The sequence below is a fragment of the Kitasatospora sp. NPDC057904 genome, from assembly GCF_042887925.1.
Taxonomy (GTDB): Bacteria; Actinomycetota; Actinomycetes; order Streptomycetales; family Streptomycetaceae; genus Kitasatospora.
This window is the reverse complement of sequence record NZ_JBHVOL010000004.1, coordinates 583,506-601,538: the sequence shown is the minus strand read 5'-3', so window position 1 is coordinate 601,538 and position 18,033 is coordinate 583,506. Positions and strand designations below refer to the sequence as shown.

The 18,033-nt window shown below is 73.3% G+C and carries 14 protein-coding genes; 8 read left to right on the top strand and 6 right to left on the bottom strand.

The genetic code is table 11. From position 1 onward, the window contains the following. Positions 1–26 precede the first annotated feature (26 nt). From ACFVSN_RS14365 to ACFVSN_RS14355, 3 genes are all read left to right on the top strand, one after another. Positions 27–1,427, top strand: coding sequence for a serine hydrolase domain-containing protein (locus tag ACFVSN_RS14365; protein WP_387955265.1), 1,401 nt, complete (start codon positions 27–29; stop codon positions 1,425–1,427). Positions 1,428–1,725: 298 nt separating this feature from the next. Beyond that, positions 1,726–2,565 carry a GNAT family N-acetyltransferase gene (locus tag ACFVSN_RS14360; RefSeq protein WP_380436412.1) on the top strand — a complete coding sequence of 280 codons (840 nt, stop codon included), beginning with the start codon at positions 1,726–1,728 and terminating at the stop codon, positions 2,563–2,565. Positions 2,566–2,665: 100 nt separating this feature from the next. Further along, entirely contained in the window at positions 2,666–3,478 is an 813-nt protein-coding gene (locus ACFVSN_RS14355; RefSeq protein WP_387955263.1) for a lysophospholipid acyltransferase family protein, read from the top strand. Positions 3,479–3,497: 19 nt separating this feature from the next. Here ACFVSN_RS14355 and ACFVSN_RS14350 read toward each other — a convergent pair whose 3' ends face one another. Continuing rightward, the gene (locus tag ACFVSN_RS14350) at positions 3,498–5,084 is read right to left on the bottom strand and encodes an MFS transporter (protein WP_380494090.1); all 1,587 of its coding nucleotides are present in this window, start codon (positions 5,082–5,084) and stop codon (positions 3,498–3,500) included. A gap of 214 nt (positions 5,085–5,298) precedes the next feature. On the opposite strand from ACFVSN_RS14350, the gene ACFVSN_RS14345 reads away from it, so the two are divergent. Beyond that, positions 5,299–5,979 carry a TetR/AcrR family transcriptional regulator gene (locus ACFVSN_RS14345; protein ID WP_387955261.1) on the top strand — a complete coding sequence of 227 codons (681 nt, stop codon included), beginning with the start codon at positions 5,299–5,301 and terminating at the stop codon, positions 5,977–5,979. Positions 5,980–6,081: 102 nt separating this feature from the next. Then, entirely contained in the window at positions 6,082–7,080 is a 999-nt protein-coding gene (locus ACFVSN_RS14340) for a YdcF family protein (protein WP_387955259.1), read from the top strand. Between the two features lie 82 nt (positions 7,081–7,162). Here ACFVSN_RS14340 and ACFVSN_RS14335 read toward each other — a convergent pair whose 3' ends face one another. Together ACFVSN_RS14335 and ACFVSN_RS14330 are read right to left on the bottom strand one after the other, a co-directional pair. Further along, entirely contained in the window at positions 7,163–9,538 is a 2,376-nt protein-coding gene (locus ACFVSN_RS14335) for a Dyp-type peroxidase (protein ID WP_387955258.1), read from the bottom strand. A gap of 145 nt (positions 9,539–9,683) precedes the next feature. Further along, on the bottom strand, positions 9,684–11,543 hold the full coding sequence (locus tag ACFVSN_RS14330) for a galactose oxidase-like domain-containing protein (protein WP_380500561.1): 1,860 nt from the start codon (positions 11,541–11,543) through the stop codon (positions 9,684–9,686). 291 nt (positions 11,544–11,834) lie between these two features. Here ACFVSN_RS14330 and ACFVSN_RS14325 point away from each other — a divergent pair, with 291 nt between their 5' ends. Beyond that, entirely contained in the window at positions 11,835–12,242 is a 408-nt protein-coding gene (locus ACFVSN_RS14325) for a hypothetical protein (RefSeq protein WP_387955255.1), read from the top strand. Positions 12,243–12,372: 130 nt separating this feature from the next. Here ACFVSN_RS14325 and ACFVSN_RS14320 read toward each other — a convergent pair whose 3' ends face one another. Further along, complete coding sequence (locus ACFVSN_RS14320; RefSeq protein ID WP_380494099.1) at positions 12,373–12,918, bottom strand: PaaI family thioesterase; 546 nt, start codon at positions 12,916–12,918, stop codon at positions 12,373–12,375. Between the two features lie 203 nt (positions 12,919–13,121). Between ACFVSN_RS14320 and ACFVSN_RS14315 the strand changes: the two genes are divergently transcribed. After that, positions 13,122–14,651 carry a PHB depolymerase family esterase gene (locus tag ACFVSN_RS14315; protein WP_387955253.1) on the top strand — a complete coding sequence of 510 codons (1,530 nt, stop codon included), beginning with the start codon at positions 13,122–13,124 and terminating at the stop codon, positions 14,649–14,651. A 24-nt stretch (positions 14,652–14,675) separates the two neighbouring features. Here the strand turns inward: ACFVSN_RS14315 and mca are convergent, their stop codons facing one another. Continuing rightward, positions 14,676–15,551, bottom strand: a complete 876-nt coding sequence (gene mca / locus ACFVSN_RS14310) for a mycothiol conjugate amidase Mca (protein WP_387955252.1) — start codon at positions 15,549–15,551, stop codon at positions 14,676–14,678. 85 nt (positions 15,552–15,636) lie between these two features. Continuing rightward, positions 15,637–17,103, bottom strand: coding sequence for an MDR family MFS transporter (locus tag ACFVSN_RS14305; protein WP_387955250.1), 1,467 nt, complete (start codon positions 17,101–17,103; stop codon positions 15,637–15,639). Between the two features lie 158 nt (positions 17,104–17,261). Between ACFVSN_RS14305 and ACFVSN_RS14300 the strand changes: the two genes are divergently transcribed. Continuing rightward, on the top strand, positions 17,262–17,960 hold the full coding sequence (locus ACFVSN_RS14300) for a TetR/AcrR family transcriptional regulator (protein ID WP_387955248.1): 699 nt from the start codon (positions 17,262–17,264) through the stop codon (positions 17,958–17,960). The last annotated feature ends 73 nt before the right edge of the window (positions 17,961–18,033 follow it).

Here is an 18,033-nt window from a genome sequence, read left to right as displayed (position 1 = left end):
GCGCCGGACTGAACTACTGTCCGATCATGAGTACTCCGGAAGAGCACATGACGGACCTGCCCGAGGGGCTGCTGCCCACCACCCGCCGCGCCCTGTTCCACCGCACCGCCGTGGCCCAGGCCGAGGGCCGCACGCCCTCCCTGGTGGCCGCGGTGGTGCGCGACGGCCGCCCGGTCTGGAGCGGGGCCCGCAGCATGGTGGACGGGCACGCGCCGACCCCCGACGTCCAGTACCGGATCGGCTCGCTCACCAAGACCATGGTCGCCGTACTGGTGCTGCGGCTGCGTGACGAGGGCGTGCTCGACCTCGCCGACCCGCTCGCCCGCCACCTGCCCGGCACCCCGGCCGACGACGCCACGATCGCCCAGCTGCTCGCGCACTCCGCCGGACTCGCCGCCGAGACGCCGGGCCCCTGGTGGGAGCGGACCGACGGCGCCCTGCGGCCCGCCCTCGGCGACCTGCTCGAAGCGCAGGAGCCGCTCAAGCACCCGGCCGGGCGCCGCCACCACTACTCCAACCCCGGCTACGCCCTGCTCGGCGCCCTGGTGGAGAAGCTGCGCGGCGAGCCCTGGCACGAGGCGCTGCGGCGCGAGGTGCTGGCCCCGCTCGGCATGGACCGCACCACGCTCCTGCCCGAGCAGCCGCACGCCGGCGGCTTCGCCGTCCACCCGTGGGCCGACGTCATGCTCCCCGAGCCCCTCACCGACACCGGGCTGATGGCCCCGGCCGGCCAACTCTGGTCGACGGCCTCCGACTTGGCCCGCTGGGCCGCCTTCCTCGCCGCCGGCGACGGCTTGGTGCTCTCCGCCGGCACGATCGCCGAGATGTGCCGCCCGGCCGTCGGAGCGGACAATCCGGACTGGACCTCCGCCTACGGCCTCGGCCTCCAACTCCTGCGCCACGATGGCCGGGTGCTGTACGGGCACACCGGCTCGGTGCCGGGCTTCGTCGCCGGGCTCTGGGTCAGCGCGCAGGACGGCCTCGCGGCCCTCGCCCTCACCAACGCCACCAGCGGCGCCAACGCCCCTTTGCTGGCCGCCCAGTTGATCGCCATCACCGCCGAGCACGAGCCGCGGATCCCGGCTCCCTGGCGCCCGCTGCCCGAGGTGGACCAAGACCTCCTCGCACTCACCGGCCCCTGGTACTGGGGCGCCGCCCCGCACGTGCTGCGGCTCACCGCCGACCGCGGCCTCGAACTCGGCCCGCTCGCCGGCGGCCACCGCAACTCCCGCTTCCGCGCCGAGCCGGACGGCACCTGGACCGGGCTCGACAACTACTACGCCGGCGAGACTCTGCGCGCCGTCCGCGCCGCCGACGGCACCGTGAGCCACCTCGACCTCGGCTCCTTCGTGCTCACCCGCGAGCCGTACGGCCCCGCCGACGCCGTCCCCGGCGGCGTGGACCCGGAGGGCTGGCGGGCGTACTGACCCCGCCCGCGCACACCCGAACGACGGCCCCGCCGGGCGTACCCGGCGGGGCCCTGTCGTGTCCACCCCCACCCGGCGAGCGCCGAACGACCCGCAGGTGCCCCGCAGATGACCACCGGGCGAGGGTGGTCCCATTCAACAGCTGCACATCTGCCCTCCGCCGAACGGCAACGTGAATTCCAGCCGACTCGGACAGACATACCGGTGACCGGTTCGCGCCCGTGCCCAGCGCGTGCGAACCGGGCCGGTGCCACGAGAACCGCGGCACCGCCGCCCGTGCTGCCCTGGAGGGTCCGCCATGACCACCGTCCCCACGTACGCTCCGACCGCAGTCGCCCCCACCCACGACGCCCCGGCGGTGCCCGCCCAGCGCCAGGACCCCACGCCCGCGCCCACCTACACCGTCTCCCTCGCCCGCGACGAGGACGACGTCCGCGCCGCCCAGCGGCTGCGCCACCAGGTCTTCGCCGGCGAACTCGGCGCCGTCCTGCACAGCCCGGTCGCCGGCCTCGACGTCGACCCCTTCGACGAGTACTGCGACCACCTGCTGGTCCGCGAGGGCCAGGACGGCACCGTCGTCGGCACCTACCGGCTGCTGCGCCCCGAAGCCGCCCGCCGGGCCGGACGGCTCTACTCCGACGGCGAGTTCGACCTCTCGGCGCTCGCCCCGGTCCGCCCCGGCCTGGTCGAGGTCGGCCGCTCCTGCATCAGCGCCGAGCACCGCGGCAACGGCGCCGTCATCAACCTCATGTGGGGCGGCATCGCCCGCTACATGGTCGAGACCGGCAACACCTGGCTCGGCGGCTGCTGCTCCGTCCCGCTCGACGACCGGGGCGCCACCGCCGCGCGCGTCTGGGACGCCGTCAGCGCCAAGCACCTGGCCCCCGAGGAGTACCGCGTCACCCCGCACCGCCGCTGGGACGCCGCCGGCGTGCCCCGCGCCGAGCGGGGCGCCCTGCCCGCGCTGCTCCGCGGCTACCTGCGCCTCGGCGCCTGGGTCTGCGGCGAGCCCGCCCACGACCCGGACTTCGACTGCGCCGACCTCTACGTGCTGCTGTCCCTGGAGCGCACCGACCCGCGCTACCTGCGGCACTTCCTCGCCGGCGTGCCCGGCCTGCCGTCGGTCACGACCAAGTGAGCGAGCGGTGGGGGCACCCCCGGCCGAAGGCTGGGGGAATGCGAGCCATTGAGCGGTGCGTGTTGCGCGAAGCGCCCCGCGAGCGGAGAGAGGCGGGCGCATGAGCGTGTGGCTGCCGAGCGCGCCCTGCCGCCCGGACACGTGCCTCGTCGAGGCCTCGCCGGAGGTCCCGCACCTCCGGCGGGCGCTGCGGCTCGCGCTCTGCCTGGCGGCGGTGGTCACGGGCGTCGCCCTCACCGTGCCGGTCCGCTTCCTCCCGCACGAGCCGCGGGACCGGATGATCCGGCTCTGGGCCCGCGCGCTGCTGCGCTCGCTCGGGGTCACCGTCCGCCTCGACAAGCCCACCGGCGCGGTCGGCGGCGGGATGCTGGTGGTCGCCAACCACGTGTCGTGGCTGGACATCCCGCTGATCGCCGCCGGGCGGCCGGGCCGCTCGCTGGCCAAGACCGAGGTCCGGCGCTGGCCGGTGCTCGGGCCGCTGGTCGCCTGGGGCGGCACGGTGTTCCTCGACCGGGACCGGCTGCGCACCCTGCCGGACACGGTCGGGGCGGTCGCCCGGGAGCTGCGCGCCGGCCACCCGGTGATCGTCTTCCCGGAGGGGTCGACGTGGTGCGGGCGGGAGAGCGGGCGGTTCCGTCCGGCGCTCTTCCAGGCCGCCGTGGACACCGGCGCCTTCGTCCAGCCGGTGACGATCCGCTACCGGCTGGCGGACGGACGGCCGACCAGCGCGCCGGCCTTCGTCGGCGAGGACGGACTGCTCACCTCGCTCGCCCGGGTGGTCGCGGTGCGCGGGCTCGTCGCCGAGGTGACGCTCCTGCCGCCGATCCCGGCCCCCGAGCCGCAGCCCACCCGCTGGGGCGCCCGGCGGGAACTGGCCCGGGCGGCGCAGGCGGCGGTCGAGGGGATCCGCTGAGACCCGCCCGGTGACGGCGTCACCGGGCGTGGACCCCGGGGCCGTCCGCCGGGCTGTGCTCCGCACCCGCGTGGGCGTCCTCACCCGTCGGCGGGCCGGCGACCGGGCGGGCCCGGCCGAGGAGCAGCGCGACCAGGACGGCGGCGACGGCGAGCGCGCCCGCGCCGCACCGCAGCGCGAGGTGGACACCGTCGACGAAGGCTCCGTCCACGGCCGCCTGGACCGGAGCGGGCAGCGCACCCGCCGCCCCCGTGCCGCGCCCGGCGGGCGCGTCCGCGATCGGGCCGACGGCGCCGGCCGGGACGCCGAGCCGGTGCAGGGAGGCGGTGAGGGTGTCCGTCATCCGGTTGGTCAGGACGGCGCCGAGCACCGCGATCCCGAGGACGCCACCGAGCTCCCGCAGCGTGTTGATGGTCGCCGAGGCCATCCCGGTCTGCGCCGGGGACACCCGCTGCAGCACGGCGATCGACACCGGGGTGAACGTCATCCCCATGCCGAGGCCCATCGTGAACAGCGTCCACAGGTACTCGACGTAGTGGGCCCGTTCGCCGTGGAAGGACAGCCCGAAGAGGCCGACCGCGCACAGCGAGACCCCGAGCACCAGCGGCAGCCGGGGGCCGTACGCGCTGGTCAGGCGACTGGAGAGCGGCGCCGCGAACACGATCATCGCGGTCATCGGCAGCCCCGCGTAGCCCGCGTCCGAGGGGGCCCAGCCGAGCACGCCCTGCATGAGCAGCGGCAGGAAGAACAGCGCGCCGAACATTCCGAAGCTGACCATGAACCCGCTGAGCAGCGCGGCGTTCAGGGCGCCGTCGCGGAACAGCCGCAGCTCCAGCATCGGCTGGGGCACCCGCAGTTCGAGCACCAGGAAGGCGGCGAGCAGCACGGCCGCGGCGGCGCCGCAGGCGAGCACGCGGGTGTCGGTCCAGCCGCGGGACGGCCCTTCGATCAGCGCGTAGACGAGCGCGCCGAGGCCGGCCGCGGACAGGGCGAGGCCGCCGAGGTCGATCCGCCGGGGGCGCGCGGGGATGTCGGGGAGCACGCGGGCGGCGAGCACGAGCCCGGCCACGCCGATCGGCACGTTGATCCAGAACACGCTGGCCCAGCCGAGGTGTTCGACCATCGGACCGCCGAGCACCGGGCCGACGGACAGGCCCAGTGCCGAGACCCCGGACCACGTGCCGATCGCCCTGGCCCGCTCGCGCTCCCCGGTGAAGACCGTCCGCAGGATGGCGAGGCTGCCCGGGGTGAGCAGCGCGGCGCCGACGCCCTGCAGCATCCGGGCGGCGACCAGCACCTCGATCGTCCCGGCGAGCGCGGCGGCGGCGGAGCCGGCCGTGAACAGCGCGAGGCCGAGACGGAACACCCGGGTGCGGCCGTACCGGTCGCCGAGCGCGCCGCCGGTGAGGACGAGCGCGGCGTAGACGAGGCTGTAGCCCTCCGCGACCCACTGCAGGCCGCTGATGCCGGCGTCCAGGTCCTGCCCGATCCGCGGCAGGGCGTTGTTGACGATGACGTTGTCCAGCATGGACATGAACATGGTGACGCAGAGCGTCACGAGCGCGAGCCGCTTGCGGCGCGCGCCCGGCCCTCCCGACTCCTTCATCGGACTCCCCTCCAGATTCACCGGACTCCCCTCCGGACTTCTCCGCCCCTAACGGTGTTAGGGGCCCCGGTGGCACGCCAAGAGTGTCCCTAACACCGTTAGATTGCAAGCGGGATATCGTGAGGTCGCCGGGAGGAGCGCCGCGGGCGCGCCGGAACGGCACCGGACCAGCACCGGAAGACCCGGTCCGACCACAGGAGGCGTCCACACACCCATGCCGGAGAACGAGGGCGCCACGCCGGCGCTGACCAGGGAAGCGCTGGCGCAGGCGGCACTGAAGGTCCTGGAACGGGACGGCCTCGCCGGGCTGTCGATGCGCAAGGTCGCCGCCGAGGTCGGCGTCAAGGCCGCCTCGCTGTACTGGCACGTGCGCAACAAGGAGGAGCTGATCGACCTCCTCAACGACGCGATCATGGCCAAGGCCGAACCGCCGCCGCGCGAGGGCGGCTGGCGCGAGCAGCTCCACGGGTACTGCCGGATCCACCGCCGGCTGCTGCTCGACAACCGCGACGCCGCCAAGGTCGTGGCGGGCCGGTTGGGCCTGGGCCCGCACATGCTCGCGATCCTGGAGGACCAGCTCGACCGTCTCCGCGAGGCCGGCTTCTCCAACGCCGACGCCGCGATGGTCACCTACCTGCTCGGCACCTTCGTCCAGGGCTTCGTCCTCCAGGAGCAGGCGCCGGTCTCCGCCGCCGAGGCCACCGGCAGCAGCAGCCGCCGGGACGCCGTGGACGCGGCCGCCGACCGCTTCCGCTCCCTGCCCGCCGCCGAGTTCCCCACCCTGGTCGAACTCGCCGGCGACCTCACCGAACCCGACATGGACGCCCGCTTCGAGTTCTGCGTCGCACGCGTCCTCGACGGCCTCGCCACCCTGCTCCCCCCGGAGTCGAGGTAGCGGCGCCGGCCGCCCCCTCTCGTGGCGCCATAACCGCTACCCACCGGCCGCGGTTCGCGCGCGAGTTCAGGGCGGGCGCGCTCGACACCTACGATACGAGGCATGTTCGCCTACGCTCCGGCCGTCCTGTTCCTCGTGCTGTTCGGGATAGGGGTGCTCCGCGACCGGCGCCGGTTCAGCAATGCCGTGCTGCTCGGGATCGCCGTCTCCTTCCTCTCGCTCGCCCTGCTCGCCGAACTGCGGCACGCGCCCACGCTGGTGGCCGAGTTGGCGGCGCTCGCCATCGTGCTGCTGCCGGCGCTCGGCACGGTGGCCCTGGTCTGGTTCCTGCTCGCCAACGGCGTGACCATGATCCGCAAGGAGGGCGTGCGGCCCGCCAACCTGCTGTCGCTGCTGGCCGGCCTGGGCATCGTCGGCGTCCTCGGCCTGCTGGTCCTCGCGGTCGCCACCGGCTCGCACCGGCTCGGCATCCTCGCGGTCACGTCCGTGCTGGTGGTCGGCTACGTCTCCTTCCTGTTCGTGTGCTTCGTCGGCTACGCCTTCCTCTACGGCCGCCACCGGCCGCGCCGGGACGTCGACTTCGTCGTGGTGCTGGGCTCCGGGCTGATCGGCGGCGAGCGGGTGCCGCCGCTGCTGGCCAGCCGGCTGAACCGGGGCCGCGAGGTCTACGAGGAGCAGGCCGCGCGGGGCAACCCGCCGGTGCTCATCACCTCGGGCGGCCAGGGACCGGACGAGAAGCTCCCGGAGTCCCACGCGATGGCCGACTACCTGCTCGAACGCGGCTTCCCCGCCGAGCACGTCGCCCGCGAGGACCGCTCGCGCACCACCGAGGAGAACCTGCTCTTCAGCAAGGCCATCATGGAGGGCGCCAAGCCCGACTACCGCTGCGTCGTCGTCACCAACAACTTCCACGCCTTCCGGGCCGCCCTCACCGCCCGGAGGACCGGCGTCAACGGCCACGTCTTCGGCTCCCCCACCGCCGCCTACTACTGGCCCAGCGCGACCATCCGGGAGTTCGCCGCCGTCTTCCTCTCCCACAAGCTCGTCAACTTCGGCATCTGCGGCCTCCTGGCCGTCTGCGGGATCCTCGCCGCGCTCTGACGCCGCACACCGATCGGGTCCCGGCCGCCTCGGGGCGGCCGGGACCCGATGTCGTCCATCTCCCCGAAGGGTCCCGGAACGGCTACGGCCGGCGGCACCAGACCGCCGTCGGGCGGTCCTCGCGCAGCAGGTCGTCCTGGTGGTTGCCGCCGTGGTTGATCATGATCGTCCGGTACTTGTCCTGGTGGAACACCCAGTACCAGTGCTGACCGCCACTCGGGTCGTCCCGGCCGGGAACGGCCAGGAAGGCGTCCACGCGCGTGACGCCCTCCAGCGAGCGCCAGAGGCCGAGCTGCCGGTCGTCCCGCTGGAGCCGGTCCGGGTACGCCCGGCCGGAGCGGCCGATGGAGATCAGCCGGTAGCGCTGGCCCACCGGGGTGTTGTGGAACACCCAGTACCAGTGCGAGCCGTCGCCGGCGGGCCGCATGTCGGGGACGGCCAGGAAGGCGTCCACGTGCGTGACGGGAGTCGTCCCGCCGAACGAGCTCCACCGACTCACCGGCTGGTCCTCGGCCACCACCCGGCTCGCGTACGGCTCGGAGGCGTCGATCGACACGTAGCGGTAGACCTGGTTGCCGCCCACCGTGTGGAAGACCCAGTAGTCGCACTTGCCGTCGACGCGCTGCTGGTCGAACACCGGCAGGATGGTGTCGATCCGGGTGACGCCCCTCAGCGCGGGCCAGGACGAGTACGGTCCGACGTTCCTGACCACGACCCCGGTGCGGTCGTCGACCGTGCCGGTGGTGAGCTGGCGGACCTCGGTGCCGCCGGCGCCGATCAGGCGGATCGTGCCCTGCTGGAACGTCCAGTAGCGGCCGTCCACGTCGGGCAGCGGCAGGACGCAGTCCATCGGCAGGCTCTGCGCCACGACCGGCTGCCTGCCGTCGTCGACGAGCTCGCCGTTGAGACGGCCCTGGGCGAGCCGGCGCAGCGTGGTGATGGAGGGCGTGAAGCAGTAGAGCGCGCCGCGGGTCTGGACGAACGGGCGGAAGTCCAGCCCGGTGGTGGCCCGTTCGCCCGCCGGGGACCTGCCCTCCCAGCTGACCCGGCCGTCGTTCACGGTGGCGAGCTGGCCGCTGACCAGCGGGTCCGGGCCGGGCTTGGCCTCACGGCCGGGCGGGAAGTCCGGGTCGTTGATCCAGTTGGCCTGGATGAACTCGAACTGGCCCACCAGGTCGGACTGGTAGCAGACGAAGAGCAGGCCGCGCTGGGCGTCGGGGCCGAACTCGGGGATGTCGCTGGTCGGATCGAAGGGCTTCCCGTAGGGGGCGCCGCGCCTCATGATCCGGCGGGCGTCGATGAAGGCCTCGTCGACCGGGACGCCGTCGACGAGCCCGGCGCGGGGATTGGTCTTGCGCAGGTGGGAGAAGAGCGGGGTGATCAGGCCGTCCGGGTCCTCCGGGTCGCCGAGGTACGTGAAGTCGTTGTCCGCTCCGGCGGCCGGGTCGCCGGGCTGCTGGTCGGGGTACTTGCACACCGGCGCCCCGTTGCGCCAGCGGCCCACCAGCCGGGCGGCGAACCAGTCCCGCTTCGTGTCCTCCGGCACCGCCTTGAGGTCCTTCAGCCGCCGCAGCTGGGCGTCGACCTGCGCCCACCAGCCGGCGACGTCCTGCTCCAGGCGGCGCACCACCTGGAAGGAGCCGTTGTGCATCCAGGCGGGGACGGTCTTGGCGGCGGCTGTCTCCGGGGCGTGCGTCGCGGCGAGCTTCTTCCCGATGACGAACTCGCCGGCCGGGATGATCCGGGTGCCGGGGTGCTTCTTCGAGTAGAACACCGTCTCGGCCCCCTCGCCGGTGAACCGGTTGGGGTCGGGCTCGTCGAAGCCCTCGACCTCCGGCTCGCTGACGCCGTCCTTGAAGCCGAAGTGCTCCTTGCCCTTCTTGTCGCCCGCGAGGTGCTTGCCCTCCTGCTCGTAGACGACGACCGCGCCGGCCTGGCCGGCGGCCTGCTTCTGCTCCTTCACGGCGCTGTCGAGGTCCGCCGGGGTGTCGGAGGCGATGGTCAGCACCGCGTGGACGACCGGCTTGGTGGCGCAGCCGAACAGCCAGCGCTTCGGGTCGTTGTCGTCGGTGTCGCCGAGCGCGATCGACCGCGACGGGTCGGCCGGGCCCTGGATGAACGCCTCCAGCGTGTCGCCGGTCCTGGCCTCCGCCTTCAGGAGCTCCGGCTGCCCGGTGACGAACTGCAGGCCCTGGTAGGTGAAGCTGAGGCCCAGCCAGGTGGCCTTGAGCGCCGCCGGGTCACTGCCGCCGGAGGACTGACGGGCGTCGCTGAAGGTCTCGTTGAACCGGGCGACCTCCTGGGTGGTGGCGATCCTGGGAGTGATCTTCTCCAGCCAGCTCCGCGCCGCCGAGGCGTCGCTGAACTGGAGGAGCAGCAGGGTCATGTGGTCTTTCTTGAATCCGGCGAGGATGTCGCCCTGGATCTCGGTGTCTTGACGCAGACTCAGGTCTGGCACGGGGTGGCTCCGTTCGTCGGCTCCGTCGGCTCCGTCGGAGTGGCGGGAGTGGTCGGCGTGGTGTCGGCTCGGCGTGGGCGTGGGCGCGGTGTCGGCTCGGCGTCGGCGTGTGTCGATGGGGCTGCCGACGGGGGTGCCGGTGGGACTAGGGGTTCGGCGCCAGCTGGATCCACTTGGCCACGCTGGGCACACCGGCGTCGTTGAGGAGGAAGATCATGTACCAGCCGGGCGGGGCGTCCGCGGCCGAGGCCGGGCTCTGGAAGACGAGTTGGCCGCCCGCGCGGCTCACCAGCTTGAGCTCCAGACGGCGCTGGCTGGTATCCACCGAGTGCGTGGAGGTGATGGGCGCGAGCAGGACGGCGCGGGCGGCCTGGGTCGGCGAGTTGGTGTTGATCCGGAACGTGGTGCCGTAGCCCACGGGGTCGGTCGGGGCGGTCCGGATGTCCGGGCGGCCGCCGGGCTGGTGCAGGTACGGCGGCTCGTAGATCTCGATGGTGCCGTTGTTGCCGGCCTTGATGTCCGGGTTGTTGGCGATCTGCTGGAGCTCGTCGCCGGTGACCATGATCCGGCCGTCGGGCAGGACCACCGCGTTGGAGTGGTAGCCGCGCGGCAGCCGCTGCTTGGGGCCGAGGGCCCAGTTGCCGTCGGCGTCCCGGAGTTCGACCTGGCGGAAGCGGTCGTCGGGGACGTTCGGGTTGTAGTCGCCGAGGCCGTAGTCGCGGATGCCGACGGCCCCGTTGACGGTGAACAGGTTGCCGTTGGGGAAGATGAGCGTGTCGTCCTGGGCGCGGCCGAGGTTCCTCGGCTTCTCCTTGGTCCACTGGCCGCCCGAGAACTTGAAGGTGTTCGGGTCCTTGTGGTCGCCGCCGAGGACGAGCACCGAGTCCGGGCCGCTGGTGCCGTTGGGCAGGGCGACCGCCGAGCCGTACAGGCGGGTGAAGCCGTCGGGGCGGTTGGGCAGCGTGCCGCGGGTCTCGTTCACCGGGTCGAAGACGAACTGCTGGTCGGCGCTGCGGCCGAAGCCGTAGATCTTCCCGTCCTTGAGCGAGAACAGGTGCGGGTAGTCCATCCGGTAGGGCGCGTCCGCCTTCCACTGGTCCAGCGGGAGGTTCTCGGGCACGCTCGACTTGCCGTAGGAGACGTCGACGCCCTTGGCCGGGAAGCGTTCGACGATGGGGGTCGGGGTGCCGTAGCCGAGTTCGGACTGGCCGGACATGATGGTCTGCCGGCCGTCGGCCCCCGTGACCACGGACGGGTACCAGCGGCCGACCGCCATGTCCCGTTCCTGGTGCCAGGTCTCGGTCCACGGGTCGAAGACCAGGGCGAGCTTGGCACCGGTGCCGCCGTTGCCGCCGAGGTTGCCGCCGAAGACGCCGACCATGCCGTTGGGCAGGTAGGAGTGACCGGCGCAGAAGAACGGCGCGGGGCGCGGCTCGTCCAGGCCGTCCGGCATGTTGACGTCCGGCGGCGGGACGGCCTTGAACGTGCCCGGGTCGGTGTCGTTCGCGGGCGGCGTCCACAGGTAGGCACGCCCGGCGTTCTGCTTGCCGATGACGTCGGTGGGCGCGGTCTCCTTCTGGGGGTTCTCCTCGACGGCCTCGAAGGAGAAGATCAGCACCTTGCCGGTGGGCAGCAGGGCGATGTGGTCCCCGTACTCGGGCGAGGGGATGTACTGCTTGAACCGGCCGAACTGCGCGGGGTCGTACTTCGCGTTGTCCTGCGCCTGGGTGGCGGTGAGCATGTTGAAGCGGTTGGTGCGGGTGGTCTGCGGGTAGCCGGTCTGGACGGCCCGCAGGCCGATCCGGTCCCGCGCCATCCCCTCGGCGGCCGGGCGCCCGAAGGCGGCCACCTCGTCGGCCCGGACCTCGGCCCGCACCTGCTCGTCGGTGATGCGCGGCGCGCCGGTCCCGGCGAAGGGGTCGGTCACCGCGGCGGCGACTGGTGCGGGCGAGGTCAGGATCGTGGTGGTCGATAGGACGACGGTGACGGCACTGGCCGCCAGCACCGCCCGGAGCCTTCTGCGCGAAGCTCCGGGTGACGTGGCGGGCAGGGTGCTGGGGGGTGTTCTGCGTGGCATGGGGTTCCTCGCGACATGTCGGTCAGGGCTGCTCGGCAGCCGCACGGATGACAGCGATTCGCGGCCAGTAGACCACGCTAGGTAGTCGTTCGTGAGCAGACACCCCAGTCGCCCCATGATCGGCTGTCGACACACCGTCACCGTGCGTGGTTCCTGGCGGGGCATCACCATCGTGCTGAAATGGCCGCGCACCCCACCCCCGGACCTCAGGAGCGCCTCGTGCCCAGGAAGACCAGGATCGCCGTGACCCTCGTGACGGGAGTCGTCGTCCTCGCCGCCACGAGCGGCAGTGCGGCGGCGACGACGAGCATCCTCGCCCCGCAGTCGGTGACCGGCCCCACCCTCCGGGGCGGCGCCGACGGAAAGCCGCACGAGTTGCTCTGCCCGCCCGACGAGAGCGTCTACGGCGGCGGGTTCAGCATCACTCCCGGCGAGAACCGCAGACTCGACCGCCAGACGACCGACGTCCTGGAGAACCGCCCGAACGACGACGCCACCGGCTGGATCGTCGCCGTCCGCAAGGACGACTGCCCGCCGGAGGGTCAGAAGGGCGAGCCCCGGCCCGCCGACCTCACCATCCGCATCGTGTGCACCGACGGCGAGAACAACACCAGCCTCGGCGGCTGACACGCCCGTCCGGCCGGAGGGCCCGCGGCATGTCGGCCGCCCACGGACCGGATCGGGCGGCCCCAACGCCTCGATCCGGTCCTGTCCCCGGCGCCGAGCCCGGCCCCGGCGCCCTTCCCGGCCCTTCGGCTCAGTCCGTCGAGCGCGGGCCCAGGATCGCGCACGTGGTGGTGGCGTGTGCGTACAGCTTGCCGGTCTCGGCACCGACCACCCTGGCCTCGGCGGTGGCGATCGTCCGGCCGAGGTGCACCACCTCGCCCTCGCAGCGCAGCAGGCCGGTGTCGGCGAACACCGGGCGCACCATGTGGACGTTCAACTGGGTGGTCGTGTAACCGAGTCCGGCGGGCAGGCGGCTCAGGACGGCGCAGCCGAGGGCCGAGTCGAGCAGGGTGGCGAGGAAGCCCCCGTGGACGGTGTTCATCGGGTTGTACAGGTGGTCACCGGGCTCGCCCTCGAACACCGCGAACCCCGGCTTGGCCGCGGTGAGGTGGAAGCCCAGCGTGCTGCAGATGGAGGGCTGGATCCGCCCGGCGATGATCTCCTGGAGGATCTCCTCACCGGTCAGGTGCGCGTAGGCGGTCAGCGGCGGACCTGCCGTCCACGTGTGGGTGCGGGTCCGCAGTTCCCCGGTGACCAGCGGATTCGGCTCGTCGGTCGCAACCTCTTGATTCGTCATGGGATCAACCTGCCTTGTTCCCGCCCTTCCCTCAAGTGTCGCCCGGCACCCGGAAGTCGGCGCCGAGACGGTCGGCTTCGGGGTGGTGGTGCACGCCATGCCGGGCCGCTGGACGGCGGTCGCGCGCCACATGGCCACGGTGCACGGGAGGCGACACGCTGCACGGCATCCACGTCGACTCCTCCCCCACCCAGGAGCCTCCGATGTCCGTCCTCGCCGCGCTCGCCCGTACCTCCGCCGCCGCCGTGCTGACCGCCGGCACGCTCACCGGGACACTGGCCGCCGGGGCCGCTACTGCCTCCCCCACCGCCGCAGCCGCCGCAGCCGCCTCCGCGACCATCTCCCCCGCCGACTCCGCGGCCGATTCCGCGGCCGATTCCCCGACCGGCACGTTCCAGCAGGTCACCGGCTTCGGCAGCAACCCCGGCAACCTCGCGATGTACGCCTACACCCCCGCCGGGCTGCCCGCCGGCGCGCCGCTGGTGGTCGCGCTGCACGGCTGCCTCCAGACCGCCTCCGACTACTACCAGCACTCCGGCTGGACCAAGTTCGCCGACCTGTACGGCTTCGCCGTGGTGTTCCCCCAGACGAACGGTGCCAACAACAGCCTGTCGTGCTTCAGCTGGTTCGACGCGACCAAGGACACGCGAGGCACCGGAGAGGCCGGTTCGGTGGCCCAGATGGTCGCCAAGGCCGAGGCGCTGTACGGCTCGGACGGCCACCGGGTGTACGTCACCGGGCTCTCGGCCGGCGGCGGCCTGGCGGCCGACCTGCTGGCCGACTACCCGGACGTGTTCGCCGGCGGTGCGATCGACTCCGGCCTGCCCGCGCACTGCGCCACCACCCAGGGCGCCGCCTCCGCCTGCCAGAACAGCGACCAGGGCCTCACCCCCGCCCAGTGGGGCGACAAGGTCCGGTCCGCGGACCCGGGGTACGCCGGGCCGTGGCCGCGGGTCGCGGTCTGGCAGGGCACCTCGGACACCGTCGTCCGGCCGGTGAACGCCACCGAACTGCGCGACCAGTGGACCGACGTCTGGGGCCTCCCCCAGCGCCCGACGTCGAGCCGCCCCCTGCCGGGCGGCACCACCGAGGACCTGTACGCCGACCCGGGCGGCCGGCCCGCCGTGGCGGTGTACTCCGTCGCCGGGATGGGCCACGGCCTCGCCGTCGACCCGGGCTCCGGCGCCGATCAGTGCGGCGCGACCGGCAGTTACTTCCTCGGCACCATCTGCTCCTCCTACTACACCGCGCAGTTCTGGGGCCTGTCCGGTGGCGGCGGGCCCACCACCCCCGGTCTGCCGGCCCCGACCGGGCTGACCGCGTCCGCGGCCGGGCCGGACTCGATCGGCCTCTCCTGGCAGGCCGTCAGCGGCGCGGTGTCCTACCAGGTGCTCCGCGACGGCTCGCCGGCCGGCACCACGACCGGCACCTCCTTCACCGACACCGGGCTGGCTCCCGGCACCCCGTACACCTACACCGTGGCGGCGGTGGACGCCTCGGGGACCCTGGGCGCCAGGTCGGCGGCGGTGACGGCGAGTACCAGCGGCAGCGCACCGCAGTGCTTCACCGACAGCAACTACGCCCAGGTGCAGGCCGGCCGGGCCACCCAGAGCGGCGGCCTCACCTACGCGCTCGGCTCGAGGCAGGACATGGGCCTCTGGAACACCTTCGTCACGCACACCCTGCGGCAGACCGGACCCGGCTACTACGTCCTCGCGGACGGTCAGTGCTGAACGGCGCATCCGCCGCGCCTCCTCTCACGATCGCAGTCCCTCGAACAGGTCGGCCTCGGGCAGTTCAGCGACGGCCGGCACGCAGGACCGGGCGAGGTGGTAGTCCTCCGTCGGCCAGACCTCGCGCTCGATGTCCCGGGGGTGGGCCATGAAGGCCACCCCGGGCTCGACCTGGGTGGCGTGCGCGAGCATCGCGGCGTCCCTGACCACGAACTGCTCGGCGCACGCTATCCGCGTGGTGGTCGCGAGGGCGGGCGGGGTTTCCGGCCAGCCGACGAGCAACTCGCCCATGGCCGACGGGACGCCCCGTTCCGTCATCGCGTCGTGCATGGTCTGGAACCAGGCCCGGGAGAGCGCCAGGTGGTAGTAGAGCTTCGCCGCCTGCCACGGCTCCCCCGCCGCCGGATAGCGGTCCGGATCGGCGGCGGCCTCGAAGGCCTCGACCGAGACCCGGTGCGTCATCACGTGGTCCGGGTGCGGGTACCCGCCGGTCTCGTCGTACGTGATGACGACGTGCGGACGGAACTCCCGGATCAGGGCGACCAGCGGGGCCGCGGCCACCTCCAACTCCTGGGCCGCGAAGCAGTCCTCGGGCAGGTCCTCCCCGGGCCCGGGCATCCCGGAGTCGGTGAAGCCGAGGAACTGCTGGCGCACGCCCAGGATCTCGCGGGCGGCGGCCATCTCCTGGCGTCGGATCCGCGGGAGGTCGGCCCGCACCTCCGGGCGGTCCAGCGCCGGGTTGAGGACGGAGCCGCGCTCGCCGCCGGTGCAGGTGGCCACCAGGACGTCGACACCCTCGGCCGCGTACCGGGCGAGCGTGGCCGCGCCCTTGCTGGACTCGTCGTCGGGGTGCGCGTGAACGGTGAGCAGGCGGAGTCCGCCGGGGTGCTTGGTGAACATGAGTACTCCTTGGAAGTTGATCATTGAGGTGAGCGAACGGGACCGCCGCGCCGTTCCCGGATGAGACGGCTCCCCTGTCGTGCCGTCAGACCTGCTTGCGGGTGCCCGGGTAGAGCAGGGCGGGGGCTATCGAGAGGGCGGAGAGGGCCAGCACCCACCAGAAGGTGTCGCCGAAGGCCGCGGCCGGGTGGCCCGGGTGCCCGCTCCGGGCCTGCTGCAGGACCAGCGTCAGCACCGCGGTGCCGAGGGCGCCGCCGAGCCGGTTGAGCACGTTGACCGCGCTCGCGGCGGCCGGCACCTGGGCCTTCTCCACGCTGGAGTAGACCGCCGCCATCCCCGGTATGAGGATGATCCCCATGCCGACGCCACGCAGCGTCAGGGAGGCCGCCAGCAGCCAGTCCGCCGGACCGCCGCCCGCACCGAGCCGGGTGAAGGCGAGTGTGCCGAGCAGCGAGCAGGCGATGCCGAGCAGGATCAGCGGACGCGGTGCGAGCCGGTCCGCGATCCGCCCCGCAAGCAGCGAGGTGACCGCCGTGCCGAGGGCCTGCGGCGCCAGGAGCAGCCCGGCCTCCACCGCGCCGGCGTGCTCCACCTGCTGGTAGTAGAGCGGCACCAGGAACATCGAGCTGTAGAGCGCCGCGCCCTGGAGGAAGGAGTTCGCCGTCGCGACCGCGAAGCCGCGCCGCGCGAAGAGCCGCAGGTCGATCAGCGGCGCCCGGCCCCCGCCGGCGGACGGGCGCAGCGCGTGCCACCCGTACGCGAGGAGGAGCAGGGCCCCCGCCGCGGCCGCCGCCGGGCCGGCCCAGCCGCCGTCAGCGATCACCGACAGCCCGTAGACCAGGCCCGTCAGGCCCGGGGAGAGCAGGGCCAGGCCGAGGCCGTCCAGCCGGGGACGGGCCTGCGCGGGACCGCCCTCCGACGGGAGCCAGCGGAGCGCCAGCAGCACGGTGACCAGCCCGACCGGGACGTTCAGCAGGAACATCCAGCGCCAGCTCAGGTGATCCAGCAGCACACCGCCGAGGATCGGACCGAGGACCGGCGCGAGACTGATCGGGAACAGCAGCGTGCCCATCACCCGCCCGATCCTGGACGGACCGGCCGCCTGCACCATGAGCGTCTGCCCGAGTGGCTGGATCATCCCCCCGCCGAACCCCTGGAGGATCCGGAAGCCGATCAGGCTGCCCGTCGACCACGACAGCCCGCACAGCACGGAGCCGAGGACGAACAGCACCACCGCCGCGAGCCACGCGCGCCGGGCGCCGAACCGCCCGGCGGCCCAGCCGGACAGCGGCATGACCAGGGCTATCGCCAGCAGGTACCCGGTGGACACCCACTGGACCGCCGCCATCGAGCCGTGCAGATCGCGGGCGACGGAGCCGATGCCCACGTTGACGATCGTGGTGTCCAGCAGTGCGAGCACCGGACCGAGCGCCAGCACCGCACCCATCTTCATCAGGCCCGGCGGCAGCGGCTCCCGCCCGGCGCGGACCGGCGTCCGCCCGGCCGTCCCCTCCGCCGGTTCCCTCTTCACCGTGGTGACCTTCGCGGTCATGGCCCCTCCCCGAGGTTCGACGTCGTGTCCACGCCCGTGCGGCCGAGGACTCCTCCGACGGCCTGTCCGGCCGCCGAGGAAGAACTTAGGTCGAACCCAGTGATTGGGTCAAGCATAATTTCTGTGCTCGACCCAGCGAACTGCGCTAGGCTCCCGCCATGACCGACAGCACCCCGAACCTGCGCGAGCTCAACAAGCGCCGCACCCGCGAGGCGATCTCGCACGCCGCGACCAGGCTCTTCATCGACCGGGGCTTCGAGCGGACCACCATCGCCGAGGTCGCGACGGCCGCCGGCGTCGCCAAGATGACCGTCACCAACCACTTCCCGCGCAAGGAGGACCTCTTCCTCGACCTGCACGAGGAGATGGTCGCCAGGTACGCCCGAGCGGTCGCCGACCGCGCCCCCGGCGAGTCCGCCCTCGCCGCGCTGCGCCGCGCCTGCCTGGCCGAGATCGACCGGCGCGACGCCGCGCTCGGCTTCTCCGGCGAGGCGTTCGCCCGCACCATCACCGAGAGCCCCGCGCTGACCGCCCGGCTGCGCGAGCTGCACGAGCAGGGCGAGACGGCGCTCGCCACCGCCCTGGCCGAGGCCGCCCACGTGCCGGCCGGCGACTTCGAGAGCCGGGTCGCCGCCGGCCTGCTGGCGGCCGTCCCCCGGGCCGTCTCCGCCGAGGTGTTCCGCCGCACCCTGGCCGGGGAGGGCCACGAGGCCATCGCGGCGGCCGTCCGCCCGTCCGCCGCCCGCGCCTTCGACCGCCTGGAGGGCGCGCTCGGCGACTTCGCCGTCCGGGCCGACGAAGCCGGGGCGACCGACGAAGCCAAGGAAACCGAGGTGGTCAAGGCAATCGAGGAATGACCACGAACCGGGCGGGGCACGACCACCCGCCGGACCGCCGCCCGACCACGAACGAATGCACACCCGGCACCGA

Bases quoted from the DNA above. Each gene is read 5' to 3' on its own strand.
- ACFVSN_RS14305 (WP_387955250.1), bottom strand. From the start codon at position 17,103: ATGACCGCGAAGGTCACCACGGTGAAGAGGGAACCGGCGGAGGGGACG.
- ACFVSN_RS14320 (WP_380494099.1), bottom strand. From the start codon at position 12,918: ATGACGAATCAAGAGGTTGCGACCGACGAGCCGAATCCGCTGGTCACC.
- ACFVSN_RS14355 (WP_387955263.1), top strand. From the start codon at position 2,666: ATGAGCGTGTGGCTGCCGAGCGCGCCCTGCCGCCCGGACACGTGCCTC.
- ACFVSN_RS14340 (WP_387955259.1), top strand. From the start codon at position 6,082: ATGTTCGCCTACGCTCCGGCCGTCCTGTTCCTCGTGCTGTTCGGGATA.
- ACFVSN_RS14365 (WP_387955265.1), top strand. From the start codon at position 27: ATGAGTACTCCGGAAGAGCACATGACGGACCTGCCCGAGGGGCTGCTG.
- mca (WP_387955252.1), bottom strand. From the start codon at position 15,551: ATGTTCACCAAGCACCCCGGCGGACTCCGCCTGCTCACCGTTCACGCG.
- ACFVSN_RS14345 (WP_387955261.1), top strand. From the start codon at position 5,299: ATGCCGGAGAACGAGGGCGCCACGCCGGCGCTGACCAGGGAAGCGCTG.
- ACFVSN_RS14300 (WP_387955248.1), top strand. From the start codon at position 17,262: ATGACCGACAGCACCCCGAACCTGCGCGAGCTCAACAAGCGCCGCACC.
- ACFVSN_RS14350 (WP_380494090.1), bottom strand. From the start codon at position 5,084: ATGAAGGAGTCGGGAGGGCCGGGCGCGCGCCGCAAGCGGCTCGCGCTC.
- ACFVSN_RS14315 (WP_387955253.1), top strand. From the start codon at position 13,122: ATGTCCGTCCTCGCCGCGCTCGCCCGTACCTCCGCCGCCGCCGTGCTG.
- ACFVSN_RS14360 (WP_380436412.1), top strand. From the start codon at position 1,726: ATGACCACCGTCCCCACGTACGCTCCGACCGCAGTCGCCCCCACCCAC.